Source organism: Roseococcus sp. SDR (assembly GCF_019083995.1).
Classification (GTDB): Bacteria; Pseudomonadota; Alphaproteobacteria; order Acetobacterales; family Acetobacteraceae; genus Roseococcus.
This window is the reverse complement of the sequence record NZ_JAHRCU010000008.1, coordinates 113,299-129,548: the sequence shown is the minus strand read 5'-3', so window position 1 is coordinate 129,548 and position 16,250 is coordinate 113,299. Positions and strand designations below refer to the sequence as shown.

The window sequence follows — 16,250 nt, the reverse complement described above, 5'->3', positions numbered from 1 at the left end:
TTCCCGATTTAGGGAAGATCAGACGCATATCGCGCCCTTTTCGTATACAATGAACCCATGACCCGCGAACCCCTCAGCCGCCAGGCCCTGCAGCGCCTGCGCGCCGCCATCCTCTCCGGCGCACTCCAGCCCGGCGAAAGGCTTGTGGAGGAACGCCTTTCGGCCGAGCTCGGCATGTCCCGCGTGCCGATCCGCGAGGCCATCCAGCAGCTGATCGCCGAGGGCCTCGCCGTGCCCGCCGAAGGCACGCGCGGCGCGCAGGTCGCGGTGATGACGGAGGATTTCGCGCGGGACCTGATCGAGGTGCGCGCCGTGCTGGAAGGGCTGACCGCACGCCTCGCCGCGCGCCACTGCAACGCGAAGACGCAAGCCGAGATCGAGGCGCTGCTGGAACGCGGCGCCGCACTCGCCGCGGCCCCGCAGCGCGATGCCGAGCAGCTGGCCGCGCTCAACACCGAATTCCATGACCTGCTGGCGCTCGCCGGCACCAACCAGGCCCTGCGTGAGGTGATGCGCCCGCTGCGCGAACGCACCGAGCTCGTTTTTCGCCGCAACAGCACCGAACGCGCCGTGCGCGACTGGCAGGAGCACGCGATGATCCTGGAGGCCGTCTCCGAGGGCGACGAGGAACTCGCCGCCCTGCTCGCCGCGCGGCATGTGCGCCGCGCGGGCCGCCGGCAGGACGGCTAATCCCGCCCCAGGATCTCGCGGTTATGCGCGCCGAGCTTGGGCGAATCGCTGCGCGGCTTCGGGCGTTGCCGGTTGAAGGAGAGCGGCAGGCCAATGACCTTCGGGCCGCCGCCCGGCAGGTCCTGGATCAGATCCACCGCCGCCATTTGCGGGCTGGCCGTGACCTCCGCGATGTCATTCACCGGCCCGCTCGGCACGCCGACGGCATCCAGCTCGGCCAGCCATTCGTCGCGCGGGCGCGTCAGCAGCACGGCCTTGATCAGCGGGATCAGCGCATCCTTGTTGCGCACGCGGTTGCCGCCGGTGGCGAAGCGCGGATCCTCCGCCCATTCGGGATGCCCCATCACCTTGGCCGCGCGGGCAAAGAGCCGATTGTTGCCGGCGGCGAGGCACAGAGGCCGGTCCGCCGTGTCGAAGACCTGGTAGGGCACGATCACCGCCGCCCCCGTGCCGTGCCGCTGCGGGATGTCGCCGGTGGCCAGGTGGTTGTTGATCTGCCCCTCCACCCAGAAGGCCGCCGTCTCGAAGAGGCTGCCATCCACCAGGCAGCCCTTTCCCGTGCGGTCGCGCCAGCGCAGCGCCGCAAGTGCCCCGATGGTGATGAAGAGCCCCGTCGCCTTGTCGTTGATCGAGGCGCCACAGAAGGTGGGCGGGCCATCGGGCTGGCCGGTCACGCTCATCATCCCGCCATAGGCCTGGAGCAGCGGGTCGAAGCCCGGCTTCATCTTCATCGGCCCCTCGAAACCGAAGGCCCAGATGGAGCAGTAGATCAGGCGTGGATGCCGCTCGAGCATCGCCTCCGGCCCGATGCCGATCTCCTCCACCACGCCGGGGCGCAGGTTCTGGATCAGGATGTCGGCGCTCTCACACAGCCGATGCAGCTCGGCCACGTCCTCGGGCTTCTTGAGGTCGAGCGTGATGGAGCGCTTGGAGCGGTTCTGCCCGTGGAAATAGAGCGAGGTGACGCCGTCCGGCCCATAGGGCGGGCCCCAAAGGCGGGCATCATCCCCGCCATCGGGCTTTTCCACCTTGATCACATCGGCGCCCATATCGGCCAGCACCACGCCGGCCAAGGGCCCGGCCAGCGCCTGGCCCACTTCGATCACGGTGAGCCCCGTCAGCGGCAGATCCATCTTGCGTCCCTCCTGTCGGGGCGCAGTTTAGGCGCTGCCGCGTACCGCGCTACCCGGGGACGACGCGGCCCTCGCGCAGCGTGACGGTGCGGTCCATGCGCGCAGCAAGCTCCGGGTTGTGCGTGGCGATGAGGCAGGCGAGGCCCCTGCCCCGCGCCTCGCGCAGCAACTCCTCGAAGACCAGGTTCGCGGTTCCGGTGTCGAGATTGCCGGTCGGCTCATCCGCCAGCAGCAGGCGCGGCGCATTGGCCAGCGCGCGGGCGATGGCGACACGCTGCTGCTCGCCACCCGAGAGCTTGCCCGGCCGGTGCTGCAGCCGCGCGGCCAGGCCGAACTGGCCCAGGATCTCCGCCGCCCGCGCCTTGGCCGTGCCGCGCGGCGTGCCGGCGGCGAGCTGGGGCAGCATCACATTCTCCTCCGCCGTGAATTCGGGGAGGAGGTGATGGAACTGGTAGACGAAGCCGATGGTGTTGCGGCGGATCGCCGTGCGCGCATCATCGCTGAGCGTGCCGGCAGCCGCCCCTTCGACGAAGACCTCGCCGCCATCCGGGCGCTCCAGCAGGCCGGTCACATGCAGCAGCGTGGACTTGCCCGTGCCCGAGGGGGCGACGAGCGCCACGATCTCGCCAGCCTGCAAGGTCAGGTCCGCGCCGCGCAGCACCGTGAGCGCGCCGGCCTCGGTCTTGTAGCGCCGCTCGACGGCGCGCAGCTCCAGCGGCGGGCTACTCATTGCGCAGCATCTCGACAGGGTCCGTCTTCGCCGCGCGCCAGCTCGGATAAATCGTCGCCAGCAGCGCGAGTGAGAGGGCCAGCGCCACCACCTGCGCCACCTCGGTCCAGTTCAGCACGGCGGGGAGTTGCGTGAGGAAGTAGATCTCGGCGCTGAACAGCTCGGTGCCGCTCAGCATCTGGATGAATTGCCGGATGCTCTCGATGTTCAGGCAGAAGACGACGCCGACGAGGAAGCCCGCCAGCGTGCCGACCACGCCGATCCAGGCGCCACACATCAGGAAGATGCGCATGATGGCGCCGCGCGTGGCGCCCATGGTGCGCAGCACCGCGATGTCCCGCCCCTTGTCCTTCACCAGCATGATGAGGGAGGAGATGATGTTGAAGGCGGCGACGATGATGATGAGGGTCAGGATCAGGAACATCACGTTCCGCTCCACCTGCACCGCCGCGAAGAAGCTGGAATTGGCGTCCTGCCAGTCGAGAATGCGGACCGGCTGGCTGAGTGCGGCTCGGATCTCGCGGTTCACGGCCCGCACGCGCGTCGGATCCGCCACGAACACTTCGACCTGGGAGGCCGCATCGCCCGTCTGGAAATAGATCTGCGCGGCGCTCAGCGGCATGAAGACATAGGTGCTGTCATACTCGTTCATGCCGACTTCAAAGATCGCGGCAACGGTATAGGCGCGCAGCCGCGGGATGGTGCCGATCACCGTCGCACGCCCCTGCGGGCTCACCAGCGTGATCTTGTCGCCGATGGACAGCCCCAGCCGGAAAGCGAGGCGCGTGCCGATGGCAACCGCATCCTCCCCTTCGAAATTCGCGAGCGAGCCGGCGCGGATGTTCTGCGCGATGATAGGTCGCGCGCGGAGATCATCCGGCCGGATGCCGCGCGCGAGGCCGCCCGTGGCCGTCGCCCCCGCGCCGGTCAGCAGCACCTGGCCCTCCACGATGGGGGTCGCGGAGACGACATTGGGCAGGCGGCGGATGGTGGCGGCGATGGCGTCGAAATCGCGCAGATTGCCGCGATCGGCCGCATAGACGCCGAGATGCCCGTTCAGGCCCAGGATGCGCCCGAGCAATTCCTGCCGGAAGCCGCCCATGACCGACATGACGATGATGAGCGTCGCCACGCCCAGCATGATGCCGATGAGCGAGAAGCCCGCGATCACCGAGGTGAAGCGGTCGCTCTTGCGCGACATGAGATAGCGCGCGGCGACGGTGCGTTCGAAGGCGTTGAACATCAAGCGTTGAGCTTCGCGAGCGCGTCCTCGAGAGACAACTCCACGCGCTCACCCGTCATGCGGCGCTTCAGCTCCACCTTCCCGGCGGCCGCGCCGCGGGGCCCGATGATGGCCTGCCAGGGGAAGCCCATCAGGTCGGCATCGTTGAACTTCACGCCGGCGCGCTCGGCGCGGTCGTCATACACGGCCTGGTCGGGGAAGGCGGCGTAGAGCTTTTCGCAGAGCGCGTCACACGCCGCATCGCCCACCTTCAGGTTCAGGATGGCGAGCTTCCAGGGTGCGACCGCATCCGGCCACTTGATCCCGGCATCGTCGTGGTTCGCCTCGATCAGCGCGGCGACGAGGCGCGAGACGCCGATGCCGTAGCTGCCCATCTCCGGCACCACATTCGCGCCATCGGGCCCCGCGACGGAGAGGCCCATCGTCGCGGAATACTTCTGGCCGAAATAGAAGATGTGGCCGACCTCGATGCCTTTGCCCTCGCGCCGGCGCGCCTCAGGCACGCCCTCCCAGGCGGCCGGGTCATGCATCTCCTCGGTCGCCGCGTACATGGAAGTGACCTGGTCGAAGAAGCCCTGCAGAGCCGGCACATCGTCATAGCCGAGGCTCGCATCCGCCCAGTCGCGGCTTTCGAATTCGCTGTCGTAGAAGACGGTGCTCTCGCCCGTCTCGGCCAGGATGATGAATTCGTGGCTGAGATTGCCGCCGATGGGGCCGGTATCCGCGCGCATCGGCACGGCCTTCAGCCCCATGCGCTGGAAGGTGCGCAGATAGGCCAGCATCATCTGGCGGTAGGAATGCTGGGCGCCCTCCACCGTCATGTCGAAGGAATAGGCGTCCTTCATCAGGAATTCGCGGCCACGCATCACGCCGAAGCGCGGGCGCACCTCGTCCCGGAACTTCCACTGGATGTGATAGAGGTTGCGCGGCAGGTCGCGGTAGCTGGTGGCATAGCCGCGGAAGATGTCCGTGATCATCTCCTCATTGGTCGGCCCGAAGAGCATGTCGCGCTCATGCCGGTCCTTCAGGCGCAGCATCTCCTTGCCGTAATCCTCATAGCGGCCGGAGCGCTGCCAGAGCTCGGCCGACTGGATGGTCGGCATCAGCACTTCCTGGGCGCCGGCGCGGTCCTGCTCTTCGCGCACGATCTGCGTCACGCGCTGCAGCACGCGCCAGCCCGCCGGCAGCCAGGCATAGATGCCGGCCGAGGTCTGCCGGATCAGCCCCGCGCGCAGCATCAGCCGGTGCGAGACGATCTGCGCCTCGGCCGGGGTTTCCTTGAGGGTGGGCAGAAAGGCGCGGGTGAGACGCAAGGCCAGAATTCCTTACCGGTCGGGGGTCGGCGCGGAACCTAACCGAGAACGGGTTTGGCCGAAACCGCCCGCACGGACGCGCAACAATGCTGCGCCGCAACATGTCCGGAAGGCTCGAAAATGTCTTGATAGGTGTGAACGAAATGGCTTAAGAAAAAGAAAGGGCCACCCCCGAACGGGAGCGGCCCAAGTTTAGGGAGGAAACGCCAGTCACACGGCAGAAAGAGGAAAATCCTCTCTCTGAAGTGAAGATTGCCGCAAAAGGCCGGGAAGCCTCAACGCCAATCGGTGCTGTAGACGGCGAAAAAACGAGCGTCCGGCCAACGGATGCTCAAAACGCAGGCGGCGGTCCAGGGAAACCCGGACAGTCGCCTTTTCTTTGTGCAGGTCACCGATCGGGGATCGAGAGCCAGGGGTCCCGGAAGCTGATCCAGTTGCTCTCGACCAGCGCATAGACCCCCAGCCAGAGCACGGCCGAGAGAATCGTGGTCCCGATCAGCTTCCGGCCGAGATGCAGTTTCGTCGGCGTGCCGCGCCAGCCGCCCGCCTCCACATCGCCCTTGGCATCCGGCCGCACGCCGATGGGCAGGACGCAGAACAGCGCCGTCCACCAGATCAGCGCATAGACGACGAAACCGAGAAACCAGCCCATATCAGACTCTTAAGAGGTGGATTTCGACATTGGGCCGCTTCTTCAGCCGCCGCCCCACGGCCTTTCGCAGCACGGCGCGCGCGGCCTCGGTCAGGGCGTCGTCCTCGCGGCGCAGGCCCTTTGGCAATTCGCCGACGCCGCGCGCCAATTCATCCTCGAGCTGCCCCGATTCCGGCCCCTCCGCCTCGAAGAGCCCAGGTGCGGAGACGCGCGGGCGGCCGATGACGCGCCCGGCCTCATCCACCGCCAGGCTGGCAACCACGATGCCGTTGAACAGCATGCGCTTGCGTGCCCCGATCACACCGCCCTCCATGGGCAGCAGGCGTGGCCCATCCACCGCGAGGCGCCCGGTCGGCACGCTCTCGGCGATCTTCGGCTTGCCCGGGCCGAGGCGCACCACATCCCCATCCTCGACCAGGATCGGCTCGGCGCCGCATTCCTGCGCGAGGTCGGCGTGCTGCGAGAGGTGCCGCCATTCGCCATGCACCGGGATGGCCACCTTGGGCTTCACCAGGGCGTAGAGCTTCTTCAGTTCATCCCGCGCCGGGTGGCCCGAGACATGGACGGCGTGGTCATCGGCCGTCATCACCCGGCAGCCGGCCCGCGTCAGCTCATCCTGGACATGCAGGATGCCGCGCTCATTCCCCGGGATCATGCGCGAGGAGAAGATGACGGTATCCCCCTCCCCCAGCGAGATGTTGGGGTGGGTATCGGCCGCGATCTTGGCGAGCGCGCTGCGCTCCTCGCCCTGGCTGCCGGTGCAGATGATGAGGAGTTCATCATCCGGCAGGCGGTCCGCCTCCTCCTCGCTGATGAAGTCCCGCACGGAGGAGAGGTAGCCGCAATCCCGCGCCGACTGCACGGCGTTGCGCAGCGAGCGGCCGAACAGCGCCACCTCCCGCCCCGCCGCCTGACCGGCCAGCGCGATGGATTCGATGCGCGCCAGGTTGGTGGAGAAGCAGGTGACGGCCACGCGCCCGCGCAGCCCGCCGATCAGCGCCTTGAGGTTGCGGCGAACCTCGGCTTCGCTGCCCGAATGGCCCTCCACCATGGCATTGGTGCTGTCGCACACCATGGCCAGCACGCCCTCGGCGCCCAGGCGCGCGAAGGCGGCCTCGTCCGTGGGCGGGCCGATCAGCGGCTGGGGGTCGAGCTTCCAATCGCCCGTGTGCACGACGAGGCCATGCCGCGTGCGGATGGCCAGCGCGCAGGCTTCCGGCACGGAATGCGTGACGCGGATGAATTCGAGGCCGAAGGGCCCGACCTCATGCGTCCCTGGCAACCCGTGCGTGATGATCTTCACATCCTGGCCCAGGCCCGCCTCGGCCAGCTTGCGGCGCAGCACGTTGCTGGCGAAGGGCCCGGCGATGACCGGGCATTTCAGGCTCGGCCAGAGATGGGCCACGGCCCCGATATGGTCCTCATGCGCATGGGTGATGACCAGCGCCACCAGATCCTTGCTGCGTTCGGACAGCCAGGCCGGGTCGGGCACCATCACATCCACGGCCGGGTTTTCCGCCCCGCCGAAGCCGATGCCGCAATCCACGGCGAGATATTTCCCGTCGCAGCGGTACACATTGAGGTTCATCCCGATCTCGCCGGTGCCACCGAGCGGGATGAAGGCAAAGTCGTCCATGGTGTCTGTTGATTTCACAAAAGGTCTTTTTGAGAGATGGGGCTGGGGTTGCGTTCCGCCAACAGGCGAAGCCCCTCCAGCGTGATGTCAGGGTCGATGCGTTCGATCAGGGTGGTGCCCTCGGCCAGCAGGGGAGCCAGGCCGCCGGTCGCGATGACCTTCATGCGCGGCAGTTCCACCTCGGCGCGGATGCGCGAGACGATGCCTTCCATCATGCCGACATAACCCCAGAAGATGCCCGATTGCATGGCGGAGACCGTGTTGCGGCCGATCGCCGCCTGCGGCCGTCCGATGCCGATGCGGGGCAGACGGGCCGCGGCGCGGTGCAGCGCCTCGATGGAGAGATTGATGCCAGGCGCGATCACGCCGCCCAGATAGGCGCCCGTGCCATCCACCACGTCGAAGGTGGTGGCCGTGCCGAAATCAATGACGATGAGCGGCCCCTGGTAATGGTGATGCGCCGCCAGTGCGTTCAGCAGGCGGTCCGCGCCCACCTCCTGCGGCTGATCCACCTTGATCTGGAAGCCCCAGTCCAGGACCGAACGCGCCACCAGCGGCTCATTGCCGAACCAGTCGCGACAGAGTCGGCGGAGGTTGTAGAGCGCGACCGGCACGACGGTGCCGATGACGCAGCGCTGCACATCGGCCGGGCGCAGCCCCGCATGCTGCATCAGCGCCAGCAGCCAGACGGCGTATTCGTCGCTGGTGCGATTGGGGTCCGTCGCGATCCGCCAGCGGCCGCGCCACTCCGTGCCGTCATGCACGGCGAAGACGACATTGGTGTTGCCGGCGTCAATCGCGAGAAGCATCGGGTCGTTCCATCACCTCGCCCACATGGAAGACATGCGGGCCTCCGGCCGTGGCGAGAATGAGCCCGCCATCCTCGGCGAGCCCTTCGTAGCTTCCCGTGACGGGATTGTCGCCTTGCCGCAACGTCATGTGAGAGCCGCGCTGAGGGCCACGCTCCATCCAGGCAGCGCGGATGGGGGCGAAGCCTTGGGCCTCCCGCAGCGCCAGCCAATGCGCCAGGCGGTCCAGCAGGGTCGCGGCGAATCCCTCGGGCGGAATGGGGCCAAGGCAGGTCACCTCCCTCCCCGGCACCGGCGGCGCATGGGCCAGGTTCACGCCGATGCCGAAGATCAGATGGGCGACCCTGGCTTGGTCATCCAATGCCGCCTCGGAAAGGATGCCGGCGAGCTTGGCCCCCTCCCCCATCAGGTCGTTGGGCCATTTCAGCCGCAGCGCCCGGCCGGGCGCGTGGTGGCAGGCGGCGTCATGCAGCGCGACGGCGGCCAGAAGGGCATAGCCCGCGATGTCCCGGGCAGGCCCGCCCGGCCGCAGCAGGATGGAGATGTGCAAATTGCCCGGGTCGGAGAGCCAGGGCCGGCCCGCCCGGCCCCTGCCCGCGCTCTGCCGGCGGGCCAGGATGGCGAGCCCGGCAGGTTCCCCCTGCCCCGCCTTCTCGGTGAGGAGACTCTGCGTGCTGGGGAGAAGATCGTGGATTTCGAGGCGAAAGCCGCCCGTCACCCGATCAGCGCCGCCACCGCCTGCCGCGCGGCCGCGAGGAGCGGCGCGGGGAACAGGAAAAAGAAGAGCGTGAAGGCGCCCGTGCCGGCCAGCACCACCGAAACGCCGGTGGGGCGCGCATCGAAGCCCGGCTTCGCCGCGTCGAAATACATCACCTTCACGATGCGCAGATAGTAATAGGCTGAAACCACCGAGCAGAGCACGGCCACCACCGCCAGCAGCCAGAAGCCCTGCTCGATCGCGGGCAGCAGGACGTAGAGCTTGGCGAAGAAGCCGGCCAGCGGCGGAATACCCGCCATGGAGAACATGAAGATCGCCATGGCCAGCGCCATGCCGGGGTCGCTCCGGCCCAGGCCCGCCAGGTCCTCCACGCCCTCCACCGCGCGGCCATCGCGCCGCATGGCGATGAGCACGGCGAAGGCACCGATGTTCATGGCGATGTAGATGGCCATGTAGACCAGCACGCCGCGCAGACCGCTCTCGCCGCCGACGGCCAGGCCCATCAGGGTGAAGCCGACATGGCCGATGGAGGAATAGGCCATCAGCCGCTTGATGTTGGTCTGCCCGATCGCGGCGAAGGCGCCGAGGATCATGGAGCCGAGCGAGGCCAGCACGATCACCTGCTGCCACTGGCCGACCACATCGCTGAAGGGCCCGGCCAGGATGCGGACCAGCAGCGCCACGGCGGCCACCTTGGGCGCGGAGGCGAAGAAGGCCGTCACCGGCGTGGGCGCGCCCTCATAAACATCGGGCGTCCACATGTGGAAGGGCACGGCCGCGATCTTGAAGGCCATGGCGGCGATGATGAAGATGATGCCCACCACCACGCCGTTCGACACATCCTGCGGGCTCGAGAGCGCATCGGCCAGGCGATCGAAATTCGTGGTGCCCGCGAAGCCATAGACCAGCGAGGCGCCGTAGAGCATCAGGCCCGAGGCCAGCGCGCCCAGCACGAAATACTTGAGCCCCGCCTCGGCCGAGCGGCCATTGTCCCGGTCGAAGGAGGCGAGCACGTAGAGCGGCAGGGAGAGCAGCTCGAGCCCGAGATAAAGGCTCATCAGGTCATTCGCCGAGATCATGACCATCATGCCGAGCGTGGCGAAGAGGACGAGCACCGGGAATTCGAAGCGCGAGAGGCGCTCCTTCTCGTTCCAGTCCAGCGCCAGCAGCAGGCCGAGGGCCGCGGCGGCCAGCGCCAGCAGCTTCATGAAGCCCGAGAAGGCATCGGCCACGTACTGCCCGGCGAAGGCCGTGCCCTCGCCCTGGGCCAGCACCAGCACGCCGGCCAGCAGGAAGGCGCCCAGCACCAGCATGGTGCAGGGGAAGGTCGTGTCGCGCTTGGGGATCACGCCGAAGACGAGGATCGCGAGGCCCGAAAGCGCCAGCGCCAGTTCCGGGAGGGCGAGGGTCCAGTTCATCAGAGGCCTGCCAGACGCGAAGCGGCGCCGATCGCGGCCTGGTGCTCCTGCACCAGCTCCGCCACCGTCACCGAGAAGAAGGAGAGGAAGGATTGCGGGTAGATGCCCATCCAGAGCGTCAGCGCGATGAGCGGCGCGAAGATGGCATATTCGCGCGGGCTGAGATCGAGCAGGGACTTCAGGTCGTCCCGGATGATCCGGCCGAAGGCCACGCGGCGATACAGGAACAGCATATAGGCCGCGCCCAGGATCATGCCGAGTGCGGCGCCAAAGGCGACCCAGGGGTTCACCGCCCAGGCGCCCAGGATCACCAGGAACTCGCCCGGGAAGCCCGCCGTGCCCGGCAGCGCGACCGAGGCCATGGTGAAGAGCATGAAGATCAGCGCATAGGCCGGCATGATCTTCGCCACGCCGCCATAGCGCGCGATCTCACGGCTGTGCACGCGGTCATAGAGCACGCCCACGCAGAGGAAGAGCGCGCCGGAGACCACGCCGTGCGAGAGCATGGTGAAGAGCGCGCCCTCGATGCCCTGCTGGTTGAAGGTAAAAATACCGAGCGTGACGATGCCCATATGCGCGACCGAGGAATAGGCGATCAGCTTCTTCATGTCGGTCTGCGCGAGTGCGACGAGGCTGGTGTAGACCACCGCCACGATGCTCAGCACATAGATGAAGGGCGCGAAGTAGAAGCTGGCTTCGGGCAGCAGCGGCAGGCTGAAGCGCAGGAAGCCATAGGCGCCCATCTTCAGCAGCACGCCGGCCAGGATGACCGAGCCCGCCGTCGGCGCTTCCACGTGGGCGTCCGGCAGCCAGGTATGGACCGGCCACATCGGCACCTTGACCGCGAAGGAGGCGAAGAAGGCCAGGAACAGCCAGACCTGCATGTTGAACGGAATGTCGTACTCCGCCAGCTCCGCGATGTTCGTCGTGCCCGCCTGGTACCAGAGCGCGATGATGGCCAGCAGCATCAGCACCGAGCCGAGCAGCGTGTAGAGGAAGAACTTGTAGGAGGCGTAGACCCGCCGCGCACCGCCCCAGATGCCGATGATCAGGAACATCGGGATCAGCACGGCCTCGAAGAAGATGTAGAAGAGCATGAAGTCCAGCGCCGCGAACATGCCCACCATCATCGTCTCGAGGATGAGGAAGGCGACCATGTATTCGCGCACACGGTTCTGCACACTCTCCCATGAGGCGAGGACGCAGATGGGCGTCAGCAGGGTGGAAAGCAGGATGAACAGCACGGAGATGCCGTCCACGCCCATGATGTAGGAGACGCCGAACTCCGGCAGCCAGGAGAGCTGCTCGACGAACTGGAAATCCACGCTCGTCTTGTCGAACTGTGCCCAGAGAATGAGCGAGAGGCCGAAGGTGATGAGGCTGGTCCAGAGCGCCGTCCAGCGCGCATTGCTGGCGACGACCTGTTCCTCGCCGCGCACGCACATGATGATGGCCGCACCCAGCAGGGGCAGGAAGGTGATCAGGGAGAGAAGCGGGAAGCCCATCGCTCAGCGCCCCATCAGATAGAGTGAGACGAAGAGGACGAGGCCGATGATCATGGCGAAGGCGTAGTTCGCCACCCTCCCCGTCTGCAGCCGCACCACGCCACGCGCGGTGGTCGCTGCCATGCTGGCCGCGCCATTGGGCATGCCGTCGATGATCCGCACATCGCCCACCTGCCAGAGCTGGACCGCCATGCGGCGCGCCGGCTGGACGAAAATGCGGTCATACAGCTCGTCGAAATACCACTTGTTCAGCAGGAACTGATAGGCGCGCGGGGCCATGGCGGCGACGCGGCCGGGCAGCTGCGGCATGAAGCCATAGATGACCACAGCCAGCGCGATGCCGCTGATGGCAACCGTCTTCGCGAGCGTCGGCACCCAATGCGGCGCGTGGTGCAGCGCCTCCATCATGTGCTTGGCCGGCAGGTTGAAGATGGCGCCGTTCCAGAAGGCCGTCGCGTTGTCGCCGATGAAATAGGGCGCGAAGACGAAGCCCGTGGTGATGGCACCGACTGAGAGCACGACCAGCGGCACGAGCATGACGAGCGGGCTTTCATGCACATGCTCCATGGTGTGGTGATCCGCCCGCGGCTTGCCGTGGAAGGTCAGGATCAGCAGGCGCCAGGAGTAGAAGGCCGTGAGGAAGGCGGCGATCACACCGCAGGCGAAGGCATAGGCGCCAACCCCGCTATGCGCCGCGATGGCGCCTTCCAGGATCGCATCCTTCGAGTAGTAGCCGGCGAAGATCGGGATGCCCGCCAGGGCGAGCGAACCGATCCACATCACCAGATAGGTGACCGGGATCTTCTTCCAGATGCCGCCCATCTTCCGGATGTCCTGCTCGTCCGACATGGCATGGATCACGCTGCCGGCGCCCAGGAAGAGCAGCGCCTTGAAGAAGGCGTGGGTGAAGAGGTGGAACATCGCGGCCTGATAGAGACCCACGCCGGCGGCGAAGAACATGTAGCCGAGCTGCGAGCAGGTCGAGTAGGCGATGATGCGCTTGATGTCGTTCTGCACGCAGCCGATCGTCGCGGCAAACAGCGCGGTCGAGGCGCCCACCACCGTCACGATGGCGAGCGCCACCGGCGCGTACTCCATCACCGGCGACATGCGGCAGATCAGGAAGACGCCCGCCGTCACCATCGTCGCCGCATGGATCAGCGCGGAGACGGGCGTGGGCCCCTCCATCGCGTCCGGCAGCCAGGTGTGCAGGCCAAGCTGCGCCGACTTGCCGCAGGCGCCGAGGAAGAGCAGCACGCCGATCAGCTCCAGCGCCGGCAGGCCGAGGAAGGTCTCGTCCACCTTGGAGGCGGCGGCGGCGAAGATCGTGTTGAACTCGAGGCTGCCGAAGATCAGGAAGGTCAGCGCCATGCCGAGCATGAAGAAGACGTCGCCCACGCGGTTCACGATGAAGGCCTTCATCGCCGCCGCATTGGCGCTGTCCTTCTCATACCAGTAGCCGATGAGCAGGTAGCTCGCGAGGCCCACGCCCTCCCAGCCGAAGAAGAGCTGCACGAGGTTGTCCGCCGTCACCAGCATCAGCATCATGAAGGTGAAGAGGGAGAGGTAGGCGAAGAAGCGGCTCGGCGTCGCGTCGTGGGACATGTAGCCGATGCTGTAGAGATGGATCAGCGTGGAGATCAGCGTCACCATGCCGACCATGATCGCGCTCAGCGTATCGTAGCGCAGCGCCCAGGCGAATTCGAGCTCGCCCACATCCATCCAGGTGAAGAGGGTGACGGTGGCCGGCTGGCCGCCGAGCGCCACCTGGAAGAAGGCCATGCTGCCGCAGATGGCGGCCAGCGCCATGCAGAGCACGGTGGACCACATGGCCGCGCGGTCGCCGATCCAGCGGCCGAAGAAGCCGCTGATGCAGGCGCCCAGCAGGGGGAAGAAGATGGCTCCGACGAACATCGGGTCAGCCTTTCAGGGCCGAGACGTCATCGACCTCGATGCTGCCCCGGTTTCGGAAGTAGATGACGACAATGGCCAGGCCGATCGCCGCCTCGGCGGCGGCGACGGTCAGGATGAACATGGCGAAGACCTGGCCGGTGAGATCATCGAGCCGGGCCGAGAAGGCCACGAAATTCAAATTCACCGCGAGCAGGATGAGCTCCACGCTCATCAGGATCACGATGACGTTCTTGCGGTTCAGGAAGATGCCGAGCACGCCCAGCACGAAGAGAATGGCGCCCACCGTGAGGTAATGCGCGAGGCCGATGGTCAGCATCAGTGGTGCCCCCCGTCATGCGCCACGGGCTTGGGCTTCTCCGCGACGGGCGGCGGCAGCGGCCGCAGGATCTCCGCGCGGTTGATGCCGGCACCGATGGCCGGCTGCGCCATCACCACCTCGGAGGAGCGGGCGATCTGCTCGGCGATGTTCTGGCGCTTCGCCTGCGGCTTGTCGCGCAGCGTCAGCACGATCGCGCCGATCATGGCCACCAGCAGGATCAGGCCCGAAGCCTGGAAGAGGTAGATGTAGTCCGTGTAGATGACGCGCCCCAGCGCCTCCGTGTTGGAGACACCGGCGGGCGTCGGCGAGAGCCGCAGGTCACCCACATCGGCCGCGAAGCGCCAGGCGCCCAGCACCAGCAGAAGCTCCAGGAAGAGGATGCCGCCGATCACGGCGCCCACCGGCAGATAGCGCTGGAAGCCCTCCCGCATCTGCGCGAAGCCGATGTCGAGCATCATCACGACAAACAGGAACAGCACCGCGACCGCGCCGACATAGACGATGACCAGGATCATCGCCAGGAACTCCGCGCCCGCGATCAGGAAGAGCGCTGCCGCGTTGAAGAAGGCGAGGATGAGGTAGAGCACCGAATAGACGGGGTTGCGCGACGTCACCACCATCACCGCCGAGGCGATGAGGATGAAGGCGAAGAGGTAGAAGGCGAGGCCGGCGATCATCGGTAGGGCGCATCCAGTTCGAGACGCTTGGCGAGAAGGCTCTCCCACCGGTCGCCATTCGCGAGCAGGCGGTCCTTGTCGTACATCAGCTCCTCGCGGGTTTCGGTCGCGAATTCCGCGTTTGGCCCCTCGACGATGGCGTCCACCGGGCAGGCTTCCTCGCACATGCCGCAATAGATGCACTTCGTCATGTCGATGTCGTAGCGCGTGGTGCGGCGGGAGCCGTCCTCGCGCGGTTCGGCCTCGATGGTGATGGCCTGGGCGGGGCAGACCGCCTCGCAGAGCTTGCAGGCGATGCAGCGCTCCTCGCCATTGGGATAGCGGCGCAGCGCGTGCTCGCCCTTGAAGCGCGGCGAGAGCGGCGTCTTCTCGTAGGGGTAGTTCAGCGTGACCTTGCGGCTGAAGAATTGCCGCAGGGTCTGCGCCATGCCCGAGACCAGCTCGGCCAGCAGAAACGAGCGCGCAAAGCGGTCCAGAGAGGTCATGCGGGCAGCAACCCTGTCAGCTTGAGGAACGCGGCTGTGAGCACGAGCCAGACCAGGCTGAACGGAAGAAAAACCTTCCAGCCCAGCCGCATCAGCTGGTCATAGCGATAGCGGGGGAAGGTCGCGCGCACCCAGATGAAGACGAAGAGCAGCGCCGCCACCTTCAGCGCGAACCACACGGGGCCCGGGATCCAGTTCAGCGGCGCGATGTCGAGCGGCGGATACCAGCCCCCCAGGAAGAGGATGGTGGTCAGCGCGGACATGAGGATCATGTTCGCGTATTCGCCGAGGAAGAACAGCGCGAAGCTCATCGAGCTGTATTCGACGAAGAAGCCCGCCACCAGCTCGCTCTCGCCCTCGGGCAGGTCGAAGGGGGCACGGTTGGTCTCGGCCAGCGTGCTGATGAAAAAGATGACGAACATCGGAAAGAGCGGGATGGCGAACCAGAGGTTCTCCTGCGCGCGGACGATCTCCGTCAGGTTCAGCGAGCCGACGCAGAGCAGCACGGTCACGATCACGAAGCCCATCGAGACTTCATAGGAGACCATCTGCGCCGCCGAGCGCAGCGCGCCGAGGAAGGCGTATTTCGAATTGGACGCCCAGCCCGCGATGATGATGCCGTAGACACCCAGCGAGGAGATGGCGAAGAGGTAGAGGATGCCGACATTGATGTCGGCGATCGCCCAGCCGTCATTCACCGGGATCACCGCCCAGGCCATCATGGCCAGGATGAAGGTGAGCATCGGCGCCAGGATGAACAGCCCGCGAGAGGCGCCGGAAGGAATGATCGTCTCCTTCATCAGCATCTTCAACGCATCGGCGAAGGGCTGCAGCAGGCCAAAGGGGCCGACCACGTTCGGTCCGCGCCGCATCTGCATGGCACCCAGCACCTTGCGCTCGGCCCAGGTGAGGTAGGCGACCGCGACCAGGATCGGCACCAGAAGCGCCAGCGCCTGCGCCACGGTGAGCGCCAGCACGCCGATCGGGGAGTTGAGTAAATCCGTCATG

General features: G+C 66.7%; 16 protein-coding genes. 1 reads left to right on the top strand and 15 read right to left on the bottom strand.

Annotation, left to right across the window (positions count from 1 at the left end):
* Window positions 1-57: 57 nt before the first annotated feature.
* The gene (locus KTR66_RS11195) at window positions 58-690 is read left to right on the top strand and encodes a GntR family transcriptional regulator (protein WP_213612678.1); all 633 of its coding nucleotides are present in this window, start codon (window positions 58-60) and stop codon (window positions 688-690) included.
* On the opposite strand, the gene KTR66_RS11190 is transcribed toward KTR66_RS11195, so the two are convergent.
* From KTR66_RS11190 to nuoH, 15 genes are all read right to left on the bottom strand, one after another.
* A complete protein-coding gene (locus KTR66_RS11190) occupies window positions 687-1,823 on the bottom strand; it encodes a CaiB/BaiF CoA-transferase family protein (protein WP_213612677.1) in 1,137 nt (378 codons plus the stop codon). The two genes, KTR66_RS11195 and KTR66_RS11190, sit on opposite strands and share 4 nt — an antisense overlap.
* Before the next feature lie 49 nt (window positions 1,824-1,872).
* Window positions 1,873-2,553, bottom strand: a complete 681-nt coding sequence (locus KTR66_RS11185; RefSeq protein WP_213612676.1) for an ABC transporter ATP-binding protein — start codon at window positions 2,551-2,553, stop codon at window positions 1,873-1,875.
* On the bottom strand, window positions 2,546-3,796 hold the full coding sequence (locus KTR66_RS11180) for a lipoprotein-releasing ABC transporter permease subunit (RefSeq protein WP_213612675.1): 1,251 nt from the start codon (window positions 3,794-3,796) through the stop codon (window positions 2,546-2,548). The genes KTR66_RS11185 and KTR66_RS11180 overlap by 8 nt, the downstream gene beginning before the upstream one ends.
* Window positions 3,796-5,109, bottom strand: coding sequence for a proline--tRNA ligase (gene proS, locus KTR66_RS11175; protein WP_213612674.1), 1,314 nt, complete (start codon window positions 5,107-5,109; stop codon window positions 3,796-3,798). Before proS ends, KTR66_RS11180 begins: the two co-directional genes overlap by 1 nt.
* A gap of 388 nt (window positions 5,110-5,497) precedes the next feature.
* Window positions 5,498-5,761, bottom strand: coding sequence for a DUF1467 family protein (locus KTR66_RS11170; RefSeq protein ID WP_213612673.1), 264 nt, complete (start codon window positions 5,759-5,761; stop codon window positions 5,498-5,500).
* A gap of 1 nt (window position 5,762) precedes the next feature.
* Entirely contained in the window at window positions 5,763-7,397 is a 1,635-nt protein-coding gene (locus KTR66_RS11165) for a ribonuclease J (protein ID WP_213612672.1), read from the bottom strand.
* Between the two features lie 14 nt (window positions 7,398-7,411).
* Window positions 7,412-8,206 (bottom strand): type III pantothenate kinase, encoded by a 795-nt coding sequence (locus tag KTR66_RS11160; RefSeq protein WP_213612671.1) that lies wholly within the window; start codon window positions 8,204-8,206, stop codon window positions 7,412-7,414.
* Entirely contained in the window at window positions 8,190-8,924 is a 735-nt protein-coding gene (locus KTR66_RS11155) for a biotin--[acetyl-CoA-carboxylase] ligase (protein WP_213612670.1), read from the bottom strand. Before KTR66_RS11155 ends, KTR66_RS11160 begins: the two co-directional genes overlap by 17 nt.
* On the bottom strand, window positions 8,921-10,342 hold the full coding sequence (gene nuoN, locus KTR66_RS11150) for an NADH-quinone oxidoreductase subunit NuoN (protein ID WP_213612669.1): 1,422 nt from the start codon (window positions 10,340-10,342) through the stop codon (window positions 8,921-8,923). Before nuoN ends, KTR66_RS11155 begins: the two co-directional genes overlap by 4 nt.
* Complete coding sequence (locus KTR66_RS11145) at window positions 10,342-11,847, bottom strand: NADH-quinone oxidoreductase subunit M (protein WP_213612668.1); 1,506 nt, start codon at window positions 11,845-11,847, stop codon at window positions 10,342-10,344. Before KTR66_RS11145 ends, nuoN begins: the two co-directional genes overlap by 1 nt.
* A 3-nt stretch (window positions 11,848-11,850) precedes the next feature.
* Window positions 11,851-13,761 carry an NADH-quinone oxidoreductase subunit L gene (gene nuoL, locus KTR66_RS11140; RefSeq protein ID WP_213612667.1) on the bottom strand — a complete coding sequence of 637 codons (1,911 nt, stop codon included), beginning with the start codon at window positions 13,759-13,761 and terminating at the stop codon, window positions 11,851-11,853.
* Between the two features lie 4 nt (window positions 13,762-13,765).
* A complete protein-coding gene (gene nuoK / locus KTR66_RS11135; RefSeq protein WP_213612666.1) occupies window positions 13,766-14,077 on the bottom strand; it encodes an NADH-quinone oxidoreductase subunit NuoK in 312 nt (103 codons plus the stop codon).
* On the bottom strand, window positions 14,077-14,757 hold the full coding sequence (locus tag KTR66_RS11130) for an NADH-quinone oxidoreductase subunit J (protein WP_213612665.1): 681 nt from the start codon (window positions 14,755-14,757) through the stop codon (window positions 14,077-14,079). Before KTR66_RS11130 ends, nuoK begins: the two co-directional genes overlap by 1 nt.
* On the bottom strand, window positions 14,754-15,242 hold the full coding sequence (nuoI, locus tag KTR66_RS11125) for an NADH-quinone oxidoreductase subunit NuoI (RefSeq protein WP_213612664.1): 489 nt from the start codon (window positions 15,240-15,242) through the stop codon (window positions 14,754-14,756). Before nuoI ends, KTR66_RS11130 begins: the two co-directional genes overlap by 4 nt.
* Window positions 15,239-16,249 (bottom strand): NADH-quinone oxidoreductase subunit NuoH, encoded by a 1,011-nt coding sequence (nuoH, locus tag KTR66_RS11120; protein WP_213612663.1) that lies wholly within the window; start codon window positions 16,247-16,249, stop codon window positions 15,239-15,241. The genes nuoI and nuoH overlap by 4 nt, the downstream gene beginning before the upstream one ends.
* Between the last annotated feature and the right edge of the window lies 1 nt (window position 16,250).